Consider the following 19,852-nt stretch of genomic DNA (forward strand, 5'->3'; position numbering starts at 1 on the left):
TGGAAATAATGCTTACGGAAGTTCCAACACCTATTTTGGCGGGCAAAGCGTAATATTCACAGGCACGCATGATCAAGACTTGAATGTCCTGATGCTTAGAAAAGGCGAACGCGGTTACAATTCGGCCATTCGCGCCAAGCAGGTCTTGGGTGAGAATTGGGAAGAAGTCGCCGCGAAGGGTATCAACACCTGCACCTAACAGCCTTCTACGTCCTCTCGCGCGGCACGCGAAACAGCACCCAGCCATCCACACGCGCGACCTCGACCCCGCCGGTGTCGGTCGCGAACACGCCCAGCCCTTCGTAATCGACGGGGCAGGCGACAAGGTCGGCGGTGTGGTTAAGGTATTCGATGGCTGCCGCGCTTTCACCAACACGGCGACATTCGTAACCTTGCGCTCGATATCCGTCGCCAAACAGGGGCAGATTAGTCGCGGGCGCGGCAAAATTATTGCCGCGCTGTTTGCATCAGATTTACGCGTCTTGCAACGGCTTGACCTCAATCTCGCGCTCTGATCGGGCCTTCATCGCACGCGCGGCCGCATGACTGGCGGCGAGCGTTGTGAAATACGGGATCTTGTCCATCAGCGCGACGCTGCGCATTTCGCGACTATCATTCACCGACTGCGTGCCTTCGGTCGTGTTCATGACCAATTGAACTTCGCCATCCTTCATGCGGTCAACGATGTTGCGGCCCGGCTCGTACACCTTGGCGACGGTCTCGGTCTCGACACCATTCGCGGACAGGAACGAGGCGGTGCCGCGGGTGGCCAGGATGGTAAACCCTAGCTCTTTCAAAAGCTTGGCGGTCTCGACCAATTGATCCGTTTTGTCGTTTTCCTTGATCGACAAGAACACGTTGCCTTCGGTCGGCAATACGGTGCCTGCCCCAAGCTGGGCCTTCAGGAACGCCATTGCGAAGCTTTTGTCCGCGCCCATGACCTCGCCGGTTGACCTCATTTCCGGGCCAAGGATGGTATCCACGCCGGGGAAACGGGCAAACGGCAAGACCGCCTCTTTCACGGCGTAAGTGTCAATCTCGGGGTTCACCAGATCGAACACATCCAGCTTTTCGCCCGCCATGACGCGCGCCGCGATGGACGCGATGGGCGACAGAACCGCCTTGGCCACGAACGGCACTGTGCGCGAGGCGCGGGGGTTCACCTCGATCAGGTAAATCTCGTCATCCTTCACGGCAAATTGCACGTTCATCAGACCGACCACGTTCAGCGCCAGAGCGAGCGCCTTTGTCTGCTCGCGCAGCCCAAGAATAATCTCGGGGCTGAGGCTGTAGGGCGGCAATGAACAGGCGCTGTCACCGGAATGCACGCCGGCTTCTTCGATATGCTGCATGATGCCCGCGACGTGAACATTCTCGCCGTCACAAAGGGCATCAACGTCCACCTCGACCGCGCCGGACAGATAGCTGTCAAGCAGAACGGGGCTATCGCCCGACACCACCACGGCCTCGGCGATGTAACGTTCCAAATGAGCCATGTCGCGCACGATTTCCATCGCACGACCACCCAGCACATAGGAGGGGCGGATCACCAGCGGAAAGCCGATATCTTCGGCGATTGCCAGCGCTTCGGCGTCGGTCGACGCAATACCGTTCTTCGGTTGCTTCAGATCCAACTGGTTGACCAGCGCCTGGAACCGTTCACGATCTTCGGCCAAGTCGATAGCATCGGGCGTGGTGCCAAGGATCGGAACGCCCTCGGCTTCCAACGCGTTGGCCAGCTTCAGGGGCGTCTGACCGCCGAACTGAACGATCACGCCATGCAGCGTCCCGTTCTCCTGTTCTTTCGTCAGGATCTCCATCACATGTTCGAAGGTCAGCGGCTCGAAATACAGCCGGTCCGAGGTGTCATAGTCGGTCGATACAGTTTCGGGGTTGCAGTTGACCATGATCGTTTCATAACCCGCGTCGGTCAGCGCGAAACAGGCGTGGCAGCAGCAGTAATCAAACTCGATCCCCTGCCCGATCCGGTTCGGACCGCCACCCAGAATAACCACTTTCTTGCGGTCGGACGGGCGCGCCTCGCATTCGACATCGCCCATCATCGGGGCCTCATAGGTCGAATACATGTAAGGCGTCTGGGCCTCAAACTCGGCCGCGCAAGTGTCGATGCGTTTGAACACCGCGTTCACACCAACCTTGCGGCGGGCGTTGCGCACATCGCTTTCCTTGAAGCCAGTCAGTTTGGCCAAGCGCGCATCGGTGAAGCCCATCATCTTGAGTTTGCGCAGACCAGCCTCGTCCGACGGCAGGCCACTTTCCTTGATGGCGGCTTCGGCCTCGATGATTTCGCGGATACGGGCCAGGAACCACGGGTCAAAGGCGGTGCAGGCCTGAATATCCTCGTTCGACATGCCGAAACGCATGGCTTGTGCGATCTTCAGAATGCGGTCGGGGCGTTGTTCGGAAATCGCCTTGATGATCGCGGCCTGATCCGGCGCGCCGGGGATGTCGATTTCGTCGAACCCGGTCAGGCCGGTTTCCATCGAAGCCAGCGCCTTTTGCAAGCTTTCGTGGATGGTGCGACCGATCGACATGACCTCGCCCACCGATTTCATTGCTGTGGTCAGTTCCGGCTTGGCGCCTGGGAATTTCTCGAACGCAAACCGCGGGATCTTGGTGACGACATAGTCGATGGTTGGTTCAAACGATGCGGGCGTAACCTTGGTGATGTCATTGTCCAGCTCATCCAGCGTATAGCCCACGGCCAGTTTCGCGGCGATCTTGGCGATCGGGAAGCCGGTGGCTTTGGACGCCAGCGCGGACGACCGCGACACGCGCGGGTTCATCTCGATCACCACCATGCGGCCGTCTTCGGGGTTCACCGCCCATTGCACGTTCGACCCACCGGTTTCCACGCCAATCTCGCGCAGCACGTTGATCGAGTGCGTGCGCATCAACTGGTATTCCTTGTCGGTCAACGTCAGCGCCGGCGCCACGGTGATCGAGTCGCCAGTGTGCACGCCCATCGGGTCCACGTTTTCGATGGAACAGACGATGATCGCGTTGTCGGCGGTGTCGCGCACCACCTCCATCTCGAACTCTTTCCAGCCCAGCAGGCTTTCGTCGATCAGAATCTGGCTGACGGGCGAAGCGTCCAGACCCGTGCGGCAGTAATGCTCGTATTCTTCGCGGTTATACGCCACGCCACCACCGGTGCCGCCCAAGGTGAAGGCCGGGCGGATGATCGCGGGCAGGCCGACATAATCAATCGCATCCAGACATTCCTGCATCGTGTTGGCGATGGTGGCTTTCGGATTTTCGATACCTAACCGGTCCATCGCTTCACGAAACAGCTTGCGGTCCTCGGCCATTTCGATGGCGTCGCGCTTGGCGCCGATCAGTTCGACATTAAACTTGTCGAGAACGCCCAGATCGTCCAGTTCAAGCGCCGTGTTCAAGCCGGTCTGCCCACCCATTGTCGGCAGAAGCGCGTCGGGGCGTTCTTTCTCGATAATCTTGGTGACGACATCCGCAGTAATCGGCTCGATATAGGTCGCGTCCGCCATATCGGGATCAGTCATGATCGTCGCAGGGTTCGAGTTGACCAAAATCACCCGATACCCTTCTTCGCGCAAAGCCTTGCACGCTTGGGCACCGGAATAGTCGAATTCGCACGCCTGCCCAATAATGATGGGCCCCGCGCCGATGATCATGATTGAGTTGATATCGGTTCTTTTAGGCATAGTGACCCCCATCAGCAGACTGGATCGCGGCCGGGATTCTCGCCCGCGCGCAAATTGTCGTGGGTTATAGAGATGCTTCGCGAAGGTGCAATAGCCACGATGCCTTGAGGGCCAAGAAAGTGATGCTAACCTATGCTTCAAGGATGTTTCTTATTTGCCAAACAATCAGCGGGGCGGTAAACAAAAATGCTCCTGAAGGCCCTGTTATCACGTTAATGAACCAGTTTCTAAAATTCAGTTTGTGCTATTTTGCACTTGCAACCCTGATTGCATTCATTTTTCGCGACAACGCGCCAGAAGCGGTCGGCGAGGTTGTACGCCTGATGGGCGGGGCCGTAATGTTGCTGTTTTTTCTGACATTCACGTTCGTCTGTTTCGGACTGATCGGTAACGCGATCTTTCACACAAAAGCCCCGCGCGACACCATTCTAGATGCGTTCAAAGCGACAATCGCAACGGCATATTTCCAGGCCGCTTTCTTGATCTCGAAGACCGCGATGCCTTACATTGTTCCCTTCTATGCCGACCCGGCCTTTGCCAATGCTGATGTGTTTCTACATTTTGGAACCGCGCCTTGGATCCTGGCCCACGATTGGGGCGCGGTGTTGCCAACAGAGTGGCTGGCTGGCGTTTACCTTTACGGGTGGATGTGGCCGGCGATCATGTTACCGGTTGCGTTGGCGACTTTGGACAGCGACAAAATACGGGTTCATCGTATATTGATCCTATATGTCTCGGCGTGGATCATCGTCGGAAACTTTCTGGCTCTAACGGGCATGTCTGCTGGTCCAATTTTCTTTGACCGCCTGTATGGGGGCGATCAATTCGCGGCCCTGCCCACCGCGTTCCTGCCGATCGGACCGAATATGCAATCCATCCGGACAACTCAGGAAAGTCTGTGGTTTGTATATACGGAACTGGATCAGGCCCAAGGTTCGGGGATATCGGCATTCCCAAGCGTTCATGTGTCCGTCGCCACGCTGACGGCGATCTATATTTATGAACGGTGGCGTTATACCCTTCCCCTCGCGTTGGTCGGGGTGGCGGCGATCCTGTATATGTCCATCTATACCGGCTACCACTATGCGGTCGATGGCTATGTTTCGATCGTCGTCATAATGGGATTGTGGCTTTATTTACGCCGCCGCGACGCGATGGCCACCCAAACCGCGTGAATAGTGCCCACCGCACACTTGACTTTGCGCGCCAAGGCAGGTGTATCGGCGCGATACATATGAACCGCTCTTGGGGGCATCCAATGCACGCTTTTCGCAGCCATACTTGCGCTGAACTGAACAAATCGAATGTTGGCGACACGGTGCGCCTGTCTGGGTGGGTCCACCGGATTCGCGATCATGGAGGCATCTTGTTCATTGATCTGCGCGACCATTATGGCATCACGCAAGTTTTGTGCGACCCCGACAGCCCCGTCTTTACCGAGGTCGAGAAACTCCGCGCCGAATGGTGTATTCGCATCGATGGCACCGTAAAGGCCCGCGATGCAGATTTGGTGAACGACAAAATCCCAACCGGCGAGATTGAGGTTTTCGTGCGCGATCTTGAGGTTCTGGGCGCGTCGGACGAACTGCCGTTGATGGTATTTGGCGATCAGGAATACCCGGAAGAAACGCGGTTGAAATACCGTTTCCTTGATCTGCGCCGCGAGGTGATGCAGAACAACATGACGTTGCGCGCGGACGTTGTTGCATCCATGCGCAAGCGGATGTGGGAACAGGGTTTCCGTGAATATCAGACGCCGATCATCACCGCATCCAGCCCAGAAGGCGCGCGGGATTTCCTTGTGCCGTCGCGTTTGCATCCGGGAAAGTTCTACGCACTGCCGCAAGCCCCCCAGCAGTTCAAGCAGCTGATGATGGTCGCCGGGTTCGACAAGTATTTCCAGATCGCGCCGTGCTTCCGCGACGAAGACCCGCGCGCCGACCGCTCGCCGACTGATTTCTATCAACTTGATATGGAGATGTCGTTTGTCACCCAGCAGGACGTGTTTGACACGATCCAGCCGGTGTTGCGCGGTGTGTTTGAAGAGTTTAGCGGAGGCCGCAGAGTCGACCAGAACTGGCCGCAGATTTCCTATAAGGACGCAGCACTTTGGTATGGCACCGACAAGCCTGACCTGCGCAACCCGATCAAGATGCAGATCGTGTCAGACCATTTTCGCGGTTCGGGCTTTGCGATCTTTGCGAGCCTCTTGGAACAGGACGGCACCGAAATCCGCGCCATTCCCGCCCCAACCGGCGGGTCGCGCAAATTCTGTGATCGGATGAACAAATTTGCGCAACAGGAAGGTCTGCCCGGCATGGGGTATATCTTCTGGCGCGAGAAAACAGCAGACTCGGTCGCGCAGGAACTGGGCATCAAGGTCAAAGAAGCCCAGGCCAAGCTGAAATCGGGCGAAGTCGAAGGTGGCATGGAAGCCGCTGGGCCATTGGCCAAGAACATCGGCCCCGAACGGACCGAGGCGATCCGCCAGCAACTGGGCCTGGGTATTGGCGACGCCGCGTTCTTCCTGGGTGGCAAGCCCAAGGCGTTCGAGGCCGTCGCGGGACGTGCGCGCACCGTCATCGGCGACGAGTTGGGCCTGACCGACAAAGACCGTTTCGCCTTTGCCTGGATCGTGGATTTCCCGATCTTCCAGATGGATGATGAAACCGGCAAGCTGGACTTCGACCACAACCCCTTCTCGATGCCGCAAGGCGGGATGGCGGCGTTGGAAGGCGATCCGTTGGATGTGAAGGGCTTCCAGTATGATCTGGCCTGCAACGGCTATGAACTGGTTTCTGGGGCCATTCGGAACCACAAGCCCGAAATCATGTTCAAGGCCTTTGAACTGGCAGGCTACGGCGAAGACGAGGTGCGTAAGCGGTTCGGCGGTATGGTCAACGCCTTCCAATACGGCGCGCCCCCGCATGGTGGTTGCGCCGCCGGAGTGGACCGGATCGTGATGCTGCTGGCGGATGAGGACAACATCCGCGAGGTGATGATGTTCCCGATGAATCAACGCGCCGAAGATCTGATGATGAACGCGCCCAGCGAACCGCAGAACGAACAGTTGCGCGAATTACATTTGCGCGTGATCCCGCAGGAATAATTGCCCGCACGCGGTGGCGCCGCAGGTTCGGAATAACGAAAGGGTGCGTGTGAACCACACGCACCCTTGTTTCGACGGCAGCTCGTCGAAAAGCACTCTTGTCACGATACTTATTACCGGACGGGTATTAGGCGTATTAACTGCCAGATCGTTTAACCGGCCCTTTCGTCAGGCCACAGTCAAAACCAGTGCAACGACCAACATGGCCGCACCAGAGACTAAAACAGTCCAGTCAATCACAGCATTACCAAACTCATCATCAGCAAAACGTTTAATCAGGTTTTTCATAATACAACCCTCGTCTTAATACTCTTCTCACCCCGTCTGATGTTGTTTTCCCATTGGAATTGGGCGGAATTGAGGTGCCCTGCGGCCAATTTCGTGCAGGGCAGAGGCATTTTCGCGGCAGTGGGTAGGGCGACGCAACGTCAACCGTAAGAGGGCCGGATCGACTTGTCCGGGCGTGCGCCGCGCCTTTCGCCGATTACAAGACCTGTCGCTCGGCCAACCGATCCTGTAACAAGCCCTTGACCCGTTCCAGATCTGCGCTGGTCTTTCGCCCTTCGGCGCGGGATTGCGCCAATCGGGTGGCGGCGACCTCTAGCGGGTTATCGTGGGCGCTGCGCGCGACCCCGCCCAGAAATTGCGCAAGATAGTCCTGCGTCGGTCCATCGGCACCCTTTCGCACCAGTGCGACCGCATGGCTAAGATCATCTTGGAAGGCGATATCATCCGATTCTATCACCTCTTGCGATAACAAACGAAGGGTGCGCGACCCTTCGGGCGGTGGCAGGACAGCCAAGATGCTGCTTTGAAAGACCGCAAGGCTGTCGACAGGCTTTGCCAAGAACCCATCGGCACCCGCATCAATGGCGGCTGCGCGGTTGGCGTCATCCCCGCTCATCCCCAGAAGAACGGGAACGCGGACCGGATCGGCTGCCAGTTCTGCGATCAGATCCGCGCCGAACCCGTCCGGCAGCCCCATATCTACAATGACAATCGACGGGCGATAGACCTGCAAATGTCGGTACGCGGCGCGCAGGCTATCGGCCCGGCGGATGCGTGCGCCTGATCGCAGGCTCAAAAGCCGGATCGCCTCGGACGCAAAGCGGCTGTCTTCGACAACCAGAACCGTCAACCCCTGAAGGGGACGGTCAGGGGTCGGGATGGGCCTCATCATCAGTTGTTCAAGATCATCGCTCATCGGTTCTCTCCTTTCGGCGACCAACTTGAACGAAAACTGCCTAACAATCGGTTAAACCCACACGCGTAGCTGTCGGATTCGTGATTGCGGCGGCGCAGCACTTGCCCGAACGACGCAACCCCGGCATAACCTAGTCAAGATTGAACGGAGATAAATGAAATGATCGGACGCCTGAATCACGTAGCGATAGCCGTGCCGGATCTGGACGCCGCCGTCGTGCAATATCGCGACACATTGGGGGCCGAGGTCGGCGCACCCCAAGACGAACCCGATCACGGCGTCACGGTCGTCTTCATCACCTTGCCCAACACCAAGATCGAACTGCTGCATCCGCTTGGTGAAAGCTCGCCCATCGCCGGGTTTCTTGAAAAAAACCCAGCCGGCGGCATTCATCATATCTGTTACGAGGTCGACGACATCATCGCCGCCCGCGACAAGCTTCAAGACGCAGGCGCGCGCGTTCTGGGGACCGGAGAGCCCAAGATCGGCGCACACGGCAAACCTGTTCTGTTTCTGCATCCCAAGGACTTCAACGGCACGCTGGTCGAACTGGAGCAAGTCTGATGAACATCACCGCCGCCATCGTTCTTTATGTGGTGATCTGGTTCGTGACCATGTTCGTGGTGCTGCCAATCGGCCGACGCACCCAAGGGGACGAAGGCAAGGTGGTGCCCGGCACCCATGCAGGCGCACCGACAAATTTTCGGCTGAAACGCACATTGGTCATCGTCACGATCATCGGCACCGCCATCTGGGCGGTTGTTGCAGGCGTCATCGTGTCCGGCTGGGTCACGATCGAGGATATAGACTGGTTCAACCGACTGGACGCGCTGAAATAGCGTCAACCCCTCAGCCGTGCGCCTGATGTACCGCGACCCGCCCTTCACTGGTCAGCAACCAAGCCTCACGCCCCTCGATCACCACGGCAGACAATGCTTTTCCATGCCCCGCACCGGTGTCGATATTCAGTCGGTTGCCGTAATGCGTCACCTTATCCACCGGTGTATGACCATGAACGATTAGCGCGCCGTGGTCCGCTGTCGATACATGAAACGGCTTGCGAATCCAGCACAGGTCATCCTCGGACTGCGCGTCCAGCGGCACACCGGGGCGGATGCCAGCGTGGACAAAACACAAATCGCCCAACCGGTGCATGGCAGGCAGGTGTTCAAGAAACGCGTGATGGGCGGCTGGCACAGCGGCACGGGCAGTTGGGTGCAACTGATACATACGGATGTCTTCGGGCACCTCGACCCCGTAGCTTTCCATTGTACGGACCCCGCCAATGCGTGGGTGCAGCCAGTTGTGGCCGACCAGTAGATGGGGGTCCACCATTGACGGGTCGCGCAAGAACATCGCCATCATGCGGTCGTGATTGCCCTTCAGCGTCACCCAGTTTTCGCCCCGCGCGCGGCCATCAAGAAGATGGTCAATCACGCCGCGGCTGTCGGGGCCGCGATCCACTAGATCGCCAACATGGACAACGGGCGCCGACGCATCGCCGGTGCGCGCACGGTCCTGCGCGATCAGCCCGTGCGCGGCGCGCAGTCGGTCAAGCTGCCCGTGAATATCTCCAATCGCGTATGCTCGCATGAAAATTCCCCTCTTCGTCGCCAAGTTAGACGGACAGACAAAAAAGGAAAGCCCCGGCATAGGACCGGGGCTTTCGTATGATCTTCATCGCGATCAGATGTTGAATTCAAGCGGCTTTACGGCGTTGAACATCCCGGTATCACACAGCGCGTTCAACACCGTATCGGGCGTCCGGTCATCGACGTAAAGAAGTGCGATGGCATCGCCGCCAGTATCTTTGCGACCCAGCGTAAAGTTCGCGATGTTCACGCCATGCTTGCCCATCGTATTGCCCAATGCGCCAATGATGCCCGGCTCGTCGTTATTGGTGGTGTAAAGCATATGACGACCAATCTCGGCGTCGATATTGATGCCTTTGATCTGGATGAAACGCGGCTTTCCGTCAGAAAACACCGTTCCCGCAACAGATCGTTCGCGGCTTTCCGTCACAACCGTCAGTTTGATATAGCCGTCGAACGCTCCGCCCTTAGCCTGCGTGGTGGTCGAGGTTTTAATTCCCCGATCCGCCGCCACGACGGGCGCGGATACCATGTTCACATCAGGAAGAACCGGTTTCATCAGGCCCGCCAAAACGGCACAGTCCAGGGCCTTCAGGTTCATTTCCGACGCGACACCATCGTAAAGAATGTTCACAGCCGTGATCGGCTCGTCCGTCATCTGCCCGACGAACGCACCCAAATGCTCGGCCAGCTTGATCCACGGTCCCATCACCTTGGCTTCTTCGGCTGTGACCGATGGCATGTTCAGCGCGTTTTGCACAGCGCCCGTCAGCAGGTAATCCGACATCTGCTCGGCCACCTGCAATGCCACGTTTTCCTGCGCCTCGGTCGTCGCAGCGCCCAAATGCGGGGTGCAAACCACGTTGGGCAGACCGAACAGCGGGTTCTCGGTCGCCGGTTCTTCGGCAAACACGTCAAACGCCGCCCCAGCCACGTGACCCGATTTCAGCAAGTCCGCCAAGGCTTCTTCGTCCACCAAACCGCCACGGGCACAGTTGATGATGCGAACGCCCTTCTTGGTTTTCGCGAGGTTTTCACGGCTCAGGATGTTGCGTGTCTGCTCGATCAGCGGGACATGGAGAGTAATGAAGTCGGCGCGTTTCAGAAGGTCATCCAACTCGACCTTTTCAACGCCCATGCTGTTCGCCTTATCTTCGCTCAGGAAGGGGTCATAGGCGATGACCTTCATCTTCAAGCCCAACGCGCGGTCGCATACGATGCCGCCGATGTTGCCCGCGCCGATTACACCCAGCGTCTTGTTGGTCAGTTCGACCCCCATGAATTTTGACTTCTCCCATTTACCCGCGTGGGTCGAGACGGAAGCTTCGGGGATCTGACGCGCGACCGCGAACATCATCGCAATCGCGTGTTCGGCGGTGGTGATCATGTTGCCGAACGGCGTGTTCATCACGATCACGCCTTTCTTGGACGCGGCTGTTTTATCAACATTGTCGGTGCCGATCCCGGCACGACCGACCACTTTCAGGTTCTGCGCCGCTTCAAGGAGTTTGTCCGTCACTTTCGTCGCCGAGCGGATCGCAAGACCGTCATAGTCACCGATCTTGGCAAGCAAAGCGTCCTTGTCCTTGCCCAGCGCGGGTTCGAAGTCGACGTTAATCCCGCGATCACGGAATATCTGGACAGCGGTTTCGGACAGTTTGTCGGATACGAGTACTTTGGGGGCCATGTGTCTGGTCCTTTTCACAAAGATGAATTGGGGAAGCCCCGCGCAGATGGCGCAGGGCGGAAATTTATTGCGCCGAAATCTCGACGTTGAAAGCCCAGTCGAGCCACGGCATCAGGGCTTCAATATCCGACGTTTCGACCGTGCCGCCACACCAGATGCGCAAGCCTGCGGGTGCATCGCGATACGCGCCAATATCCAGCGCCACGCCTTCAGCCTCCAACCGCTTAGCGACAGCTTTGGCAAAGGCCGCGCCGTCCTTGATGCGGTCATCAGTGAACTTCAGACACACGGACGTGTTCGACAGCGTCGCCGGGTCATGGGCCAGAAAGTCGATCCAATCGCGCATCTCGACGAAATCAGCGATGGCTTTGGTGTTGGCATCGGCACGATGGATCAGGCCTTCCAATCCACCAACCGAACGTGCCCAATCCAGCGCGAACAGATAATCCTCGACCGCCAGCATGGAGGGCGTGTTAATGGTTGCGCCGGTAAAGATGCCGTCGATCAGCTTGCCACCCTTGGTCAGGCGGAAAATTTTCGGCAGGGGCCAGGCAGGGGTGTAACTTTCCAACCGCTCAACTGCGCGCGGCGACAGGATCAAGATGCCATGTGCCGCCTCGCCGCCCAGTACTTTCTGCCAGCTGAACGTGGTCACATCCAGCTTATCCCACGGCAGATCCATCGCAAACGCCGCCGAGGTCGCATCGCAAATGGTCAGTCCCTCGCGGTTCGCTGGAATCCAGTCACCATTCGGCACGCGCACGCCGGACGTGGTGCCGTTCCAAGTAAAGACAACGTCATTGGTGAAATCGACCGACGCCAAGTCGGGCAGTTCGCCGTAATCGGCGGTCTTGGTCACGGCATCCAGCTTCAACTGCTTGGTCACATCCGTCACCCAGCCCGCACCGAAGCTTTCCCAAGCCAGAACCTCGACCCCGCGCGCGCCCAAAAGCGACCACATCGCCATTTCGACCGCGCCGGTGTCTGACGCGGGAACGATGCCGATCTTGTAATCCGCCGGAATGCCAAGCACCTCGCGGGTGCCTTCAATCGCGGCTTTCAGCTTGTCTTTGCCAATGGCCGCGCGATGCGAACGGCCAAGAGCAGCGTCCGACAATACATCCAATGTCCATGTGGGGGGTTTGGCGCAGGGGCCAGAAGAAAAACGCGGATTTTCCGGCCGCGTGACCGGTTGAGAAATATCAGTCATGATACCCTTCCAGATATAAGCCCCTCGTTGGGGAGGGGTGTCCCACGGACCGAAGTAAGTGGCAAATGCGTCTGGCACAAGATCAAAAATGTCGCTATAGCCGCGCCTAGCGCCGGTATATGGCGCCAGCAGTTTACGATCGGAAACTTTCGACAGAAAAATATGATGATGGCGGCTTTGCAGCTTAGGGCCGAAAGAAATCATTGTGCGATGGCCAAATAGGAAGCTCCACATGCCAATAGCCAAGGCCCGCCTTTTTCTGGACTTGTTAAGGCGCAGGCGCAGCTACTTTCGACACGACGCGTTCGACCAAGATCTGGTAGACCGCATCATGGCCATGCCCACGCCCGATAATCTTTATACGATCTTCTTCACACCCCGCAGCGGCAGCACCCGAGTCACGCGATTGATCGGAGACGCCAAACTGTCAAACCATCCCGGCGAGTTCTTCAACGAGTATTTCATGGACCAGATCGCGCAACGGCACTCAGCACGCTCGCTGAAAGAATATGTCGATCTTATTCAGCGCCATCGGCAACGAGGCGGGCATTTCGGGTTCGAGAATACCTATAAACAGCTCGCCATTGCCTTTCGGACGGGGGATAGGTTTTTGTCGATCGTAAAACCGGATCACACGGCTTGGCTGATGCGCGAAGACATCATCGCGCAAGCAGTGTCCGGGTCGCGGCTGGTTCAAACACAGGTGCCCCACGCACCCACAGCCGATCAAGCAACGCTGGAACATGCCGAACAGGCGTTTGTGTACGACGCCTCCCAAATAGCATCAATAATCAAACGGGTTATGTGGATGGAGGCGCGCACCGAAGCCCTGATCAAACGTGCTGATTTAGATACGTTTCGTTTTTCATACGAGATGACGAACAAACTTGGTCCGGAACGCACGACGGGGCTTCTGGCGTCAAGAATAGGCCTGCCCGTACCCGGTGGTCAAATCGCAGAACTTCACACCAAACTTCCCGGCACCAAAGGCCGAGAATTTGCGGAACGGTTCCGCGCGGAGCATCCGACACTTATCTCCAAAGTCGGAAAACGGCGCGCGCCGCTTCTTGCGATGATCGAAAAGCAAAAAGAGAAGTATTTGTAACGGATCCAGATTATGTTCACCACAACCCTTCTAACGGCACCCAGCAGCCCACATCTCGACCCCGCACTGGTTGAAAACCTGCGCAACGCGTGGGGCGGCGGCGCGGCGCAGTGGCTGGCCCCGGACGAAGCCGCCGAGTTCACCTTGCCCCGGATGCCCGACAATCGCTGGAATGTCTGGGCCGATCTTCAAACGGTAGGCGTTGATTTGGTCATCCAACCAGACCGGGGTCGGCGCAAGAAGATGCTTTTGGCGGATATGGATTCGACCATGATCCAGCAGGAATGCATCGATGAACTGGCGGATCTGGCCGGAGTGGGCGAACGTGTGAAAGATATTACTGCCCGCGCAATGAATGGCGAACTGGACTTTGAAGGCGCACTGGGCGAACGGGTGGAGTTGCTGACAGACCTGCCCGAAACGGTGATCGCAAAAGTGCTGGACACACGCATCACCCTGATGCCCGGCGGGCAGGCCCTGTTGGCTACCATGAAGGCGAACGGGGCATATGCCGCGCTGGTGTCGGGCGGTTTCACTGCGTTCACGGCCCATGTCGCAGCTACCCTTGGCTTCGACGAAAATCGCGCAAATACACTGCTGGTTGACGGCGGCAAGCTGACCGGCAAGGTCGGCCTGCCCATTCTGGGACGCGAGGCGAAAGTCGGCGCTCTGAAAGACATCACAGCACGGCTGGGCCTGACCTATGATGACGTGATGGCGGTCGGCGACGGCGCCAACGACCTTGGAATGCTGAAACTAGCCGGAGCAGGCGTCGCGCTGCACGCCAAACCTTCGGTTGCTGCGCAATGTGACATTCGCATCAATCACGGGGATCTGACCGCGCTTCTGTACATTCAGGGCTATGCGAAAACCGAGTTCGCCGGTGTTTGAACCATCAACCGAAATCATCCTGTTTCTGCTGGCCGCCGCATTTATCGCAGGCTTCGTCGACAGCATCGCAGGCGGCGGCGGGCTGATCACCGTCCCCGCACTTTTACTGGCGGGTGTGCCCCCCGTAACGGCGCTGGCCACCAACAAGGTGCAAGGGCTGTTCGGTGCGGGGATGGCAGCGATCAACTATGCCCGCGCAGGACATGTAAACCTTCTCAGGCAATTGAAACCCGCCGTCCTGTCCTTCGCTGCGGCCCTCTTCGGTGCCCTGTCTGTCAATGCGCTGCCGACCGATCTGATCCGCTGGGTCCTGCCCGTCCTCTTGGTCGCCATAGCACTTTTTTTCGCACTCAAACCAGGGCTTGACGACACAGATCGCCAGCAACGGCTGCCCCCTGCCGTATTCGCACTGACCTTTGTCCCGCTGATCGGTTTCTATGACGGGTTATTGGGCCCCGGTACAGGCGCGTTCTTTATGCTCGCCTATGTCGCCATGGCGGGCCACGGTATCCTGAAAGCAACCGCCCACACAAAACTTCTGAACTTCGCATCAAATGTCGGAGCACTACTGGGCTTTCTGATCGTCTTGTCGCCCCTCTGGGTCATCGGCCTGGCCATGGGCGCGGCCCAGCTCGCAGGTGCCTATCTTGGCTCGAACCTCGCCTCGCGAATCGGCGCAAAACTCATCAAGCCGCTTCTGGTCTTTGCCTCGACCGCAATGGCCCTGAAATTGATCACAGACCTACTCTGACCGGTTTCTTCTGGCCCCAAATATCCTGGGGTGAATGCGCGCAGCGCAGAGGGGCAAAGCCCCTTACCCCTTCAACAAAACCTCACTCGGCCGAATTTCGCCCGTGTCCAACCCGGCAAAGTTTTTCACAACAGGGTTCATCCGCTTTTTTACCATCGGATCTCCTGCATCCAACACACCAAGCCGCACCAGGATCGTCGCAATCGCACATTCCGACGCTCGTGTTGCCCCATCCGTGACCTTCAGCGCAACGCCAAGCTCCTGTTCAGGCAAGATTGCGACGAAAAACGCCTCGGCCCCGGTTTTCACGGCGATTTTGCCGGGTGCAGCCCGCATCAACTCGGTACAGGCGCGCGTCTCGCCTGCCACCAGTTCAGGGTGCAGCATCATTGCCTCGCGCAAGCGGACGATGGCGGTCTGACGTCTGCTACCTTCTGATTTTGCCCCCGCAAACGTTCCCATGGCCCGCCCCATACCGGCCAGCGTCGAGGCGAAATTTGGCGCCGAACAGCCGTCAACGCCGTAACCGGGACTGTTTTCCCGCGTTATCTCCTCAAACGCGGCCTTGATCGCCTTCTGAACCGGATGATCCAGATCAACATAATTCGCGCCTGCACCCAAATGGCGGCTAAGTGTCAGGAACCCGGCGTGCTTACCAGAACAATTATTGTGTATACGACACGGGCTTTGATCGGTCTTTATCAACCCGTTCTTTGCGTCGCTGTCCGCCGGCATCTGCGGTCCACATAGCAGATCATCGTTGCCAAGATTCATATCCGCCAGCCAGCGGGTCACGCGTTCGGTATGGATCGCAGCGCCTTGGTGGCTGGCACAAGACAGCGCCAGTTGTTCGCTCGACAGCCCCGCCGCATCCGCAGCCCCACTTTCCACCAACGGCAACGCCTGCAACATCTTGGCTGATGACCGCGGCAAGATCACCTGATCGGGATCACCCCACCCTTCAACGATTTCGCCCTTGGCGTTGCAGACAACCGCATGGCCACAATGCTGGCTTTCAAGGATATCGCCCCTCCAAACCTCAACAAGACGTTCTGATTGGCCCATCGGTTGCTCCTTTCCCAACAAACGCGCGAAAATCCGCCGCAGGGGCTTTTAATACACGCGCTTTTCGCGCTAAACTTCGGAAACAGACTTGGAAACGACCCAAGCGCAACAGTCAAGGGCCGCGGCAGACGGTTGGGACACGCAAGGGCTTGAGGCAGAGGCAGCTGGAGGCTGTGTTAGACATGAAACGAATGATTTCAGGCGCAATTTGCGCACTGGGCCTGTCGCTAACGGCAACGGGCGTTTTCGCTCAGGAAAGCTCGAACCGGGTCGCTGCAAACACGGATTGGAGCGTGTTTGTAGAAGACAGCCCCAAAGAATGTTGGAGCGTTTCGAGCCCGAAAGAAACGGTAAACACCAAGAACGGCCGGTCGGTCGCGGTGAAACGGGGCGATATCCTGCTGTTTGTCAGCTACCGCCCAAGCGGAGATGTGAAGGGCGAAGTGTCGTTTACCGGCGGCTATCCCTTCGCCGACGGGTCCACTGTGGAACTGAAGATCGGTGAAACCATCTTCCAACTGTTCACTGATGGTGAATGGGCGTGGTCGGCGTCAAAGGACGATGACGCCAAGATCATCGCAGCCATGAAGCGCGGCGCCAGCGCGATTGCAACTGCACAAAGTGCACGCGGCACAAAAACGCAAGACACGTTCAGCCTTCTGGGCTTTACTGCGGCCGTCGACGAAGCTGGCAAACGCTGCAGCAACTGATCCATCCACGGATCACGACAATCTGACACGCCATGGCGCGATCCATGGCGTGACAAGTCCTGTTTGCTGGACTATAAGCTGTCGCCTTGCATAGATTGGAACGCGCCATGGACCCCACAACCCCGATCACTCAGGATGTTATGACCATCCCCCGCAAGACCGACGAAGGTGGCAAACGCAACCTCGTGGGCCTGACGCGTGACCAATTGCGTGATGCGTTGATTTCTGTGGGCACACCTGAAAAACAGGCGAAGATGCGCACCGGGCAAGTCTGGCAATGGATTTACCAATGGGGCGTGCGTGACTTCGATGTCATGACGAACCTTGCCAAAGCCTATCGCGCGTTGCTGGCCGAACACTTCGTGATCGAGATCCCCGAGGTCGTGACCCGAAAAGTGTCTGAGGACGGAACCCGCAAATACCTTGTCCGCATCGCCGGCGGGCACGAGGTCGAGGTCGTCTATATCCCCGAAGAAGGTCGGGGAACGCTGTGCATCAGCTCTCAGGTCGGATGCACGCTGACCTGTTCATTCTGCCACACGGGCACGCAAAAACTGGTGCGTAATCTGACCTCGGCCGAGATTGTCGGGCAGATCATGGTCGCGCGCGACGATTTGGACGAATGGCCCGAACCCGGCGCCCCCAAGGATGAAACCCGCCTTCTGTCGAACATCGTCCTGATGGGCATGGGCGAGCCGCTTTACAACTTTGAAAACGTGCGCGACGCCATGAACATCGCGATGGACGCCGAAGGTATCCAGTTGTCGCGCCGCCGTATTACCCTGTCCACATCGGGCGTCGTGCCCGAAATCGCCCGCACTGCCGAGGAAATTGGATGTCTTCTGGCGGTTAGCTTCCACGCGACCACGGACGAGGTGCGCGACAAACTGGTGCCGATCAACAAACGCTGGAATATCGAGACATTGCTGAACGCGCTGCGCGAATACCCGCGCCTGTCGAACTCGGAACGTATCACGTTTGAATATGTCATGCTGAACGGCGTGAACGACACGGACGACGACGCCCGCCGCTTGGTTGAACACCTGAAAGGCATTCCCGCGAAGGTCAACCTGATCCCCTTCAACGAATGGCCCGGATCGCCTTATACGCGCAGTTCAAACAACCGTATTCGCGCCTTTGCCGACATCATCTACAAAGCCGGTTATGCCAGCCCCATCCGCACCCCGCGCGGCGAGGATATCATGGCCGCCTGCGGGCAGTTGAAGTCCGAAACTGAACGTGCGCGGAAATCAAAACGCCAGATCGAGGCCGAGGCAGGCTTGGAAGGTTGACCGTCTCCAGCGATGAAAACCTGTCATTCTTCGGCCATTCAAACGGACGCTCGCTTTAAACACGGCGGCAAAAGGGTGCTTTGACATGCCAAACAAACCGCGTCCCATCGTGTCGATCATCATTCGACGGTTCCGACAAGAACTTGAGAACGACATCATGCAATCACTCAGAGACTTGCAGAAAGTCGCGGCCAAGCAGCCCGGATATCTGGGCGATCAAAATCACCTTTCACATGATCAGGGGTACTGCGAGCTGGTTAATGTCTTTGCCTTCGATTCCGACAAGAACCTTAAGCGGTGGGAAGCATCGGACGAGCGTAAGAAACATTTGGAGATTCTGGACGCCTATCCGCACGAAACAACGAACCACATTCAGTTTGACGAGCTTGCCCCCCTGCTTGGCCCCGCGCCAAAGACAAGCAAGTTCGAGATCGTGGTAATCCTGATTTTCTGGATCGTCCTCAACGGGGCTGTCTTGGGTTATCTAGCCGATTTTCTGCTGCCTGCGACGTTTCCCCCCTTCGGGCGCACTGTCTTACTTATTTCGATCAATGTGATGCTGATCAGCTATATTTTTCTACCGTGGTCAAGTACGATGCTCACACGCCTCAAAGTTCGATTTTCTTGAGGGGCGCCGACAAGGCGCGCCCCACATAATAGACCTCTGTAGTGTGCTGATTTAACGCCCCGGAATATCCGACCGCTTGCTTGGCTTGCCCCAACTGTCGATCACTTCGACCGCCTCTTGCGCGGTTTCGACGAAACGGAACAGGTCCAGGTCTTGTGGGCTGATCGTGCCTGCGTCGGCTAATGCCTCCCAATTTACGATGCGGGTCCAGAAATCGCGGCCGAACAGCAGGAACGGCACACGTTTCATGCGCCCGGTCTGGATCAGGGTAAGGCTTTCGAACATCTCGTCCATTGTTCCAAAGCCGCCCGGGAAGATCGCGATCACCTCGGCGCGCATCAGGAAATGCATCTTGCGAGTCGCGAAATAGTGGAAGTTGAAACACAAGTCCGGGGTCACGTATTCGTTTGGCGCCTGTTCGTGCGGTAATACAATATTCAGACCCACCGACACACCGCCTGCATCCGACGCGCCGCGGTTGCCCGCTTCCATCACACCCGGCCCACCGCCGGTGACGATCACATTTTCACGGTGCCCATTGGCGTTGGATCGCAGTGTCATCAGCCGCGCGAATTCGCGCGCTTCGTCGTAAAAGCGCGACAGGTCGGCCAGCGTTTCAGTCCGCGCCGTGTCTTTCTTCGCAGGTTCGGGAATACGCGCGCCGCCAAACAGAACCACGGTGCTTTCCACTCCATATTCCTGCATCAACAGCTCGGGCTTCATCAGCTCCAACTGCCACCGAACGGGGCGCAGTTCGTCGCGGCACAGAAACTCCTGATCGTCATAGGCCAGACGATAAGCCGACGATCGCGTTTGCGGGGTGTCGGGTATCTGGTGCGCGGCTTCACGGTCCTGATGGCTGCGGCGAAAAGGGTGAGAGCGTTCGTCGTTCATACGCAGTGAT

Annotated in this window: 17 protein-coding genes; 10 read left to right on the forward strand and 7 right to left on the reverse strand. The window is 57.8% G+C overall.

What is annotated here, in order from left to right:
- Nucleotides 1-473 precede the first annotated feature (473 nt).
- Complete coding sequence (gene carB, locus MN186_RS12945; RefSeq protein ID WP_242114780.1) at nucleotides 474-3,704, reverse strand: carbamoyl-phosphate synthase large subunit; 3,231 nt, start codon at nucleotides 3,702-3,704, stop codon at nucleotides 474-476.
- A gap of 59 nt (nucleotides 3,705-3,763) precedes the next feature.
- Here carB and MN186_RS16570 point away from each other — a divergent pair, with 59 nt between their 5' ends.
- Both MN186_RS16570 and aspS read left to right on the forward strand, forming a co-directional pair.
- Complete coding sequence (locus tag MN186_RS16570) at nucleotides 3,764-4,879, forward strand: phosphatase PAP2 family protein (RefSeq protein ID WP_242114781.1); 1,116 nt, start codon at nucleotides 3,764-3,766, stop codon at nucleotides 4,877-4,879.
- Nucleotides 4,880-4,962: 83 nt separating this feature from the next.
- The gene (aspS, locus tag MN186_RS12955) at nucleotides 4,963-6,813 is read left to right on the forward strand and encodes an aspartate--tRNA ligase (protein ID WP_242114782.1); all 1,851 of its coding nucleotides are present in this window, start codon (nucleotides 4,963-4,965) and stop codon (nucleotides 6,811-6,813) included.
- Nucleotides 6,814-7,297: 484 nt separating this feature from the next.
- Here the strand turns inward: aspS and MN186_RS12960 are convergent, their stop codons facing one another.
- The gene (locus MN186_RS12960; RefSeq protein WP_242114783.1) at nucleotides 7,298-8,017 is read right to left on the reverse strand and encodes a response regulator; all 720 of its coding nucleotides are present in this window, start codon (nucleotides 8,015-8,017) and stop codon (nucleotides 7,298-7,300) included.
- 159 nt (nucleotides 8,018-8,176) lie between these two features.
- On the opposite strand from MN186_RS12960, the gene mce reads away from it, so the two are divergent.
- Both mce and MN186_RS12970 read left to right on the forward strand, forming a co-directional pair.
- The gene (gene mce / locus MN186_RS12965) at nucleotides 8,177-8,581 is read left to right on the forward strand and encodes a methylmalonyl-CoA epimerase (RefSeq protein ID WP_242114784.1); all 405 of its coding nucleotides are present in this window, start codon (nucleotides 8,177-8,179) and stop codon (nucleotides 8,579-8,581) included.
- Complete coding sequence (locus tag MN186_RS12970; protein ID WP_242114785.1) at nucleotides 8,581-8,856, forward strand: DUF1467 family protein; 276 nt, start codon at nucleotides 8,581-8,583, stop codon at nucleotides 8,854-8,856. The genes mce and MN186_RS12970 overlap by 1 nt, the downstream gene beginning before the upstream one ends.
- A 10-nt stretch (nucleotides 8,857-8,866) precedes the next feature.
- On the opposite strand, the gene MN186_RS12975 is transcribed toward MN186_RS12970, so the two are convergent.
- The 3 genes from MN186_RS12975 to MN186_RS12985 form a co-directional block, all read right to left on the reverse strand.
- Nucleotides 8,867-9,610: a metallophosphoesterase gene (locus tag MN186_RS12975; RefSeq protein WP_242114786.1), complete on the reverse strand. Its 744-nt coding sequence runs from the start codon at nucleotides 9,608-9,610 to the stop codon at nucleotides 8,867-8,869.
- A 93-nt stretch (nucleotides 9,611-9,703) separates the two neighbouring features.
- Nucleotides 9,704-11,296: a phosphoglycerate dehydrogenase gene (gene serA / locus MN186_RS12980; RefSeq protein WP_242114787.1), complete on the reverse strand. Its 1,593-nt coding sequence runs from the start codon at nucleotides 11,294-11,296 to the stop codon at nucleotides 9,704-9,706.
- Between the two features lie 64 nt (nucleotides 11,297-11,360).
- A complete protein-coding gene (locus MN186_RS12985; protein ID WP_242114788.1) occupies nucleotides 11,361-12,506 on the reverse strand; it encodes a phosphoserine transaminase in 1,146 nt (381 codons plus the stop codon).
- A gap of 463 nt (nucleotides 12,507-12,969) precedes the next feature.
- On the opposite strand from MN186_RS12985, the gene MN186_RS12990 reads away from it, so the two are divergent.
- From MN186_RS12990 to MN186_RS13000, 3 genes are read left to right on the forward strand one after another with little or no spacing between them, the layout of a single operon-like run.
- Nucleotides 12,970-13,611: a Stf0 family sulfotransferase gene (locus MN186_RS12990; protein WP_242114789.1), complete on the forward strand. Its 642-nt coding sequence runs from the start codon at nucleotides 12,970-12,972 to the stop codon at nucleotides 13,609-13,611.
- A gap of 12 nt (nucleotides 13,612-13,623) precedes the next feature.
- Nucleotides 13,624-14,502, forward strand: coding sequence for a phosphoserine phosphatase SerB (gene serB / locus MN186_RS12995; RefSeq protein WP_242114790.1), 879 nt, complete (start codon nucleotides 13,624-13,626; stop codon nucleotides 14,500-14,502).
- On the forward strand, nucleotides 14,495-15,253 hold the full coding sequence (locus MN186_RS13000) for a TSUP family transporter (protein WP_242114791.1): 759 nt from the start codon (nucleotides 14,495-14,497) through the stop codon (nucleotides 15,251-15,253). The genes serB and MN186_RS13000 overlap by 8 nt, the downstream gene beginning before the upstream one ends.
- 63 nt (nucleotides 15,254-15,316) lie before the next feature.
- On the opposite strand, the gene MN186_RS13005 is transcribed toward MN186_RS13000, so the two are convergent.
- Nucleotides 15,317-16,318: an asparaginase gene (locus tag MN186_RS13005; RefSeq protein ID WP_242114792.1), complete on the reverse strand. Its 1,002-nt coding sequence runs from the start codon at nucleotides 16,316-16,318 to the stop codon at nucleotides 15,317-15,319.
- Nucleotides 16,319-16,500: 182 nt separating this feature from the next.
- On the opposite strand from MN186_RS13005, the gene MN186_RS13010 reads away from it, so the two are divergent.
- The 3 genes from MN186_RS13010 (at nucleotide 16,501) to MN186_RS13020 (ending at nucleotide 18,948) form a co-directional block, all read left to right on the forward strand.
- Nucleotides 16,501-17,028: an invasion associated locus B family protein gene (locus MN186_RS13010; RefSeq protein ID WP_242114793.1), complete on the forward strand. Its 528-nt coding sequence runs from the start codon at nucleotides 16,501-16,503 to the stop codon at nucleotides 17,026-17,028.
- A 107-nt stretch (nucleotides 17,029-17,135) separates the two neighbouring features.
- Nucleotides 17,136-18,320, forward strand: a complete 1,185-nt coding sequence (gene rlmN / locus MN186_RS13015) for a dual-specificity RNA methyltransferase RlmN (RefSeq protein WP_242114794.1) — start codon at nucleotides 17,136-17,138, stop codon at nucleotides 18,318-18,320.
- An 85-nt stretch (nucleotides 18,321-18,405) separates the two neighbouring features.
- Nucleotides 18,406-18,948 (forward strand): putative antibiotic biosynthesis monooxygenase, encoded by a 543-nt coding sequence (locus MN186_RS13020; RefSeq protein ID WP_242114795.1) that lies wholly within the window; start codon nucleotides 18,406-18,408, stop codon nucleotides 18,946-18,948.
- Between the two features lie 51 nt (nucleotides 18,949-18,999).
- Here MN186_RS13020 and MN186_RS13025 read toward each other — a convergent pair whose 3' ends face one another.
- The gene (locus MN186_RS13025; protein ID WP_242114796.1) at nucleotides 19,000-19,842 is read right to left on the reverse strand and encodes an LOG family protein; all 843 of its coding nucleotides are present in this window, start codon (nucleotides 19,840-19,842) and stop codon (nucleotides 19,000-19,002) included.
- Nucleotides 19,843-19,852 lie beyond the last annotated feature (10 nt).

It is taken from the genome of Aliiroseovarius sediminis, assembly GCF_022678485.1.
GTDB lineage: Bacteria > Pseudomonadota > Alphaproteobacteria > Rhodobacterales > Rhodobacteraceae > Aliiroseovarius > Aliiroseovarius sediminis.

Bases quoted from the DNA above. Each gene is read 5' to 3' on its own strand.
- aspS (WP_242114782.1), top strand. From the start codon at position 4,963: ATGCACGCTTTTCGCAGCCATACTTGCGCTGAACTGAACAAATCGAAT.
- MN186_RS13010 (WP_242114793.1), top strand. From the start codon at position 16,501: ATGAAACGAATGATTTCAGGCGCAATTTGCGCACTGGGCCTGTCGCTA.
- MN186_RS12960 (WP_242114783.1), bottom strand. From the start codon at position 8,017: ATGAGCGATGATCTTGAACAACTGATGATGAGGCCCATCCCGACCCCT.
- MN186_RS13020 (WP_242114795.1), top strand. From the start codon at position 18,406: ATGCCAAACAAACCGCGTCCCATCGTGTCGATCATCATTCGACGGTTC.
- MN186_RS13025 (WP_242114796.1), bottom strand. From the start codon at position 19,842: ATGAACGACGAACGCTCTCACCCTTTTCGCCGCAGCCATCAGGACCGT.
- serB (WP_242114790.1), top strand. From the start codon at position 13,624: ATGTTCACCACAACCCTTCTAACGGCACCCAGCAGCCCACATCTCGAC.
- MN186_RS13005 (WP_242114792.1), bottom strand. From the start codon at position 16,318: ATGGGCCAATCAGAACGTCTTGTTGAGGTTTGGAGGGGCGATATCCTT.
- serA (WP_242114787.1), bottom strand. From the start codon at position 11,296: ATGGCCCCCAAAGTACTCGTATCCGACAAACTGTCCGAAACCGCTGTC.
- MN186_RS12970 (WP_242114785.1), top strand. From the start codon at position 8,581: ATGAACATCACCGCCGCCATCGTTCTTTATGTGGTGATCTGGTTCGTG.
- MN186_RS12975 (WP_242114786.1), bottom strand. From the start codon at position 9,610: ATGCGAGCATACGCGATTGGAGATATTCACGGGCAGCTTGACCGACTG.
- MN186_RS12990 (WP_242114789.1), top strand. From the start codon at position 12,970: ATGGACCAGATCGCGCAACGGCACTCAGCACGCTCGCTGAAAGAATAT.
- MN186_RS12985 (WP_242114788.1), bottom strand. From the start codon at position 12,506: ATGACTGATATTTCTCAACCGGTCACGCGGCCGGAAAATCCGCGTTTT.
- carB (WP_242114780.1), bottom strand. From the start codon at position 3,704: ATGCCTAAAAGAACCGATATCAACTCAATCATGATCATCGGCGCGGGG.
- mce (WP_242114784.1), top strand. From the start codon at position 8,177: ATGATCGGACGCCTGAATCACGTAGCGATAGCCGTGCCGGATCTGGAC.
- rlmN (WP_242114794.1), top strand. From the start codon at position 17,136: ATGGACCCCACAACCCCGATCACTCAGGATGTTATGACCATCCCCCGC.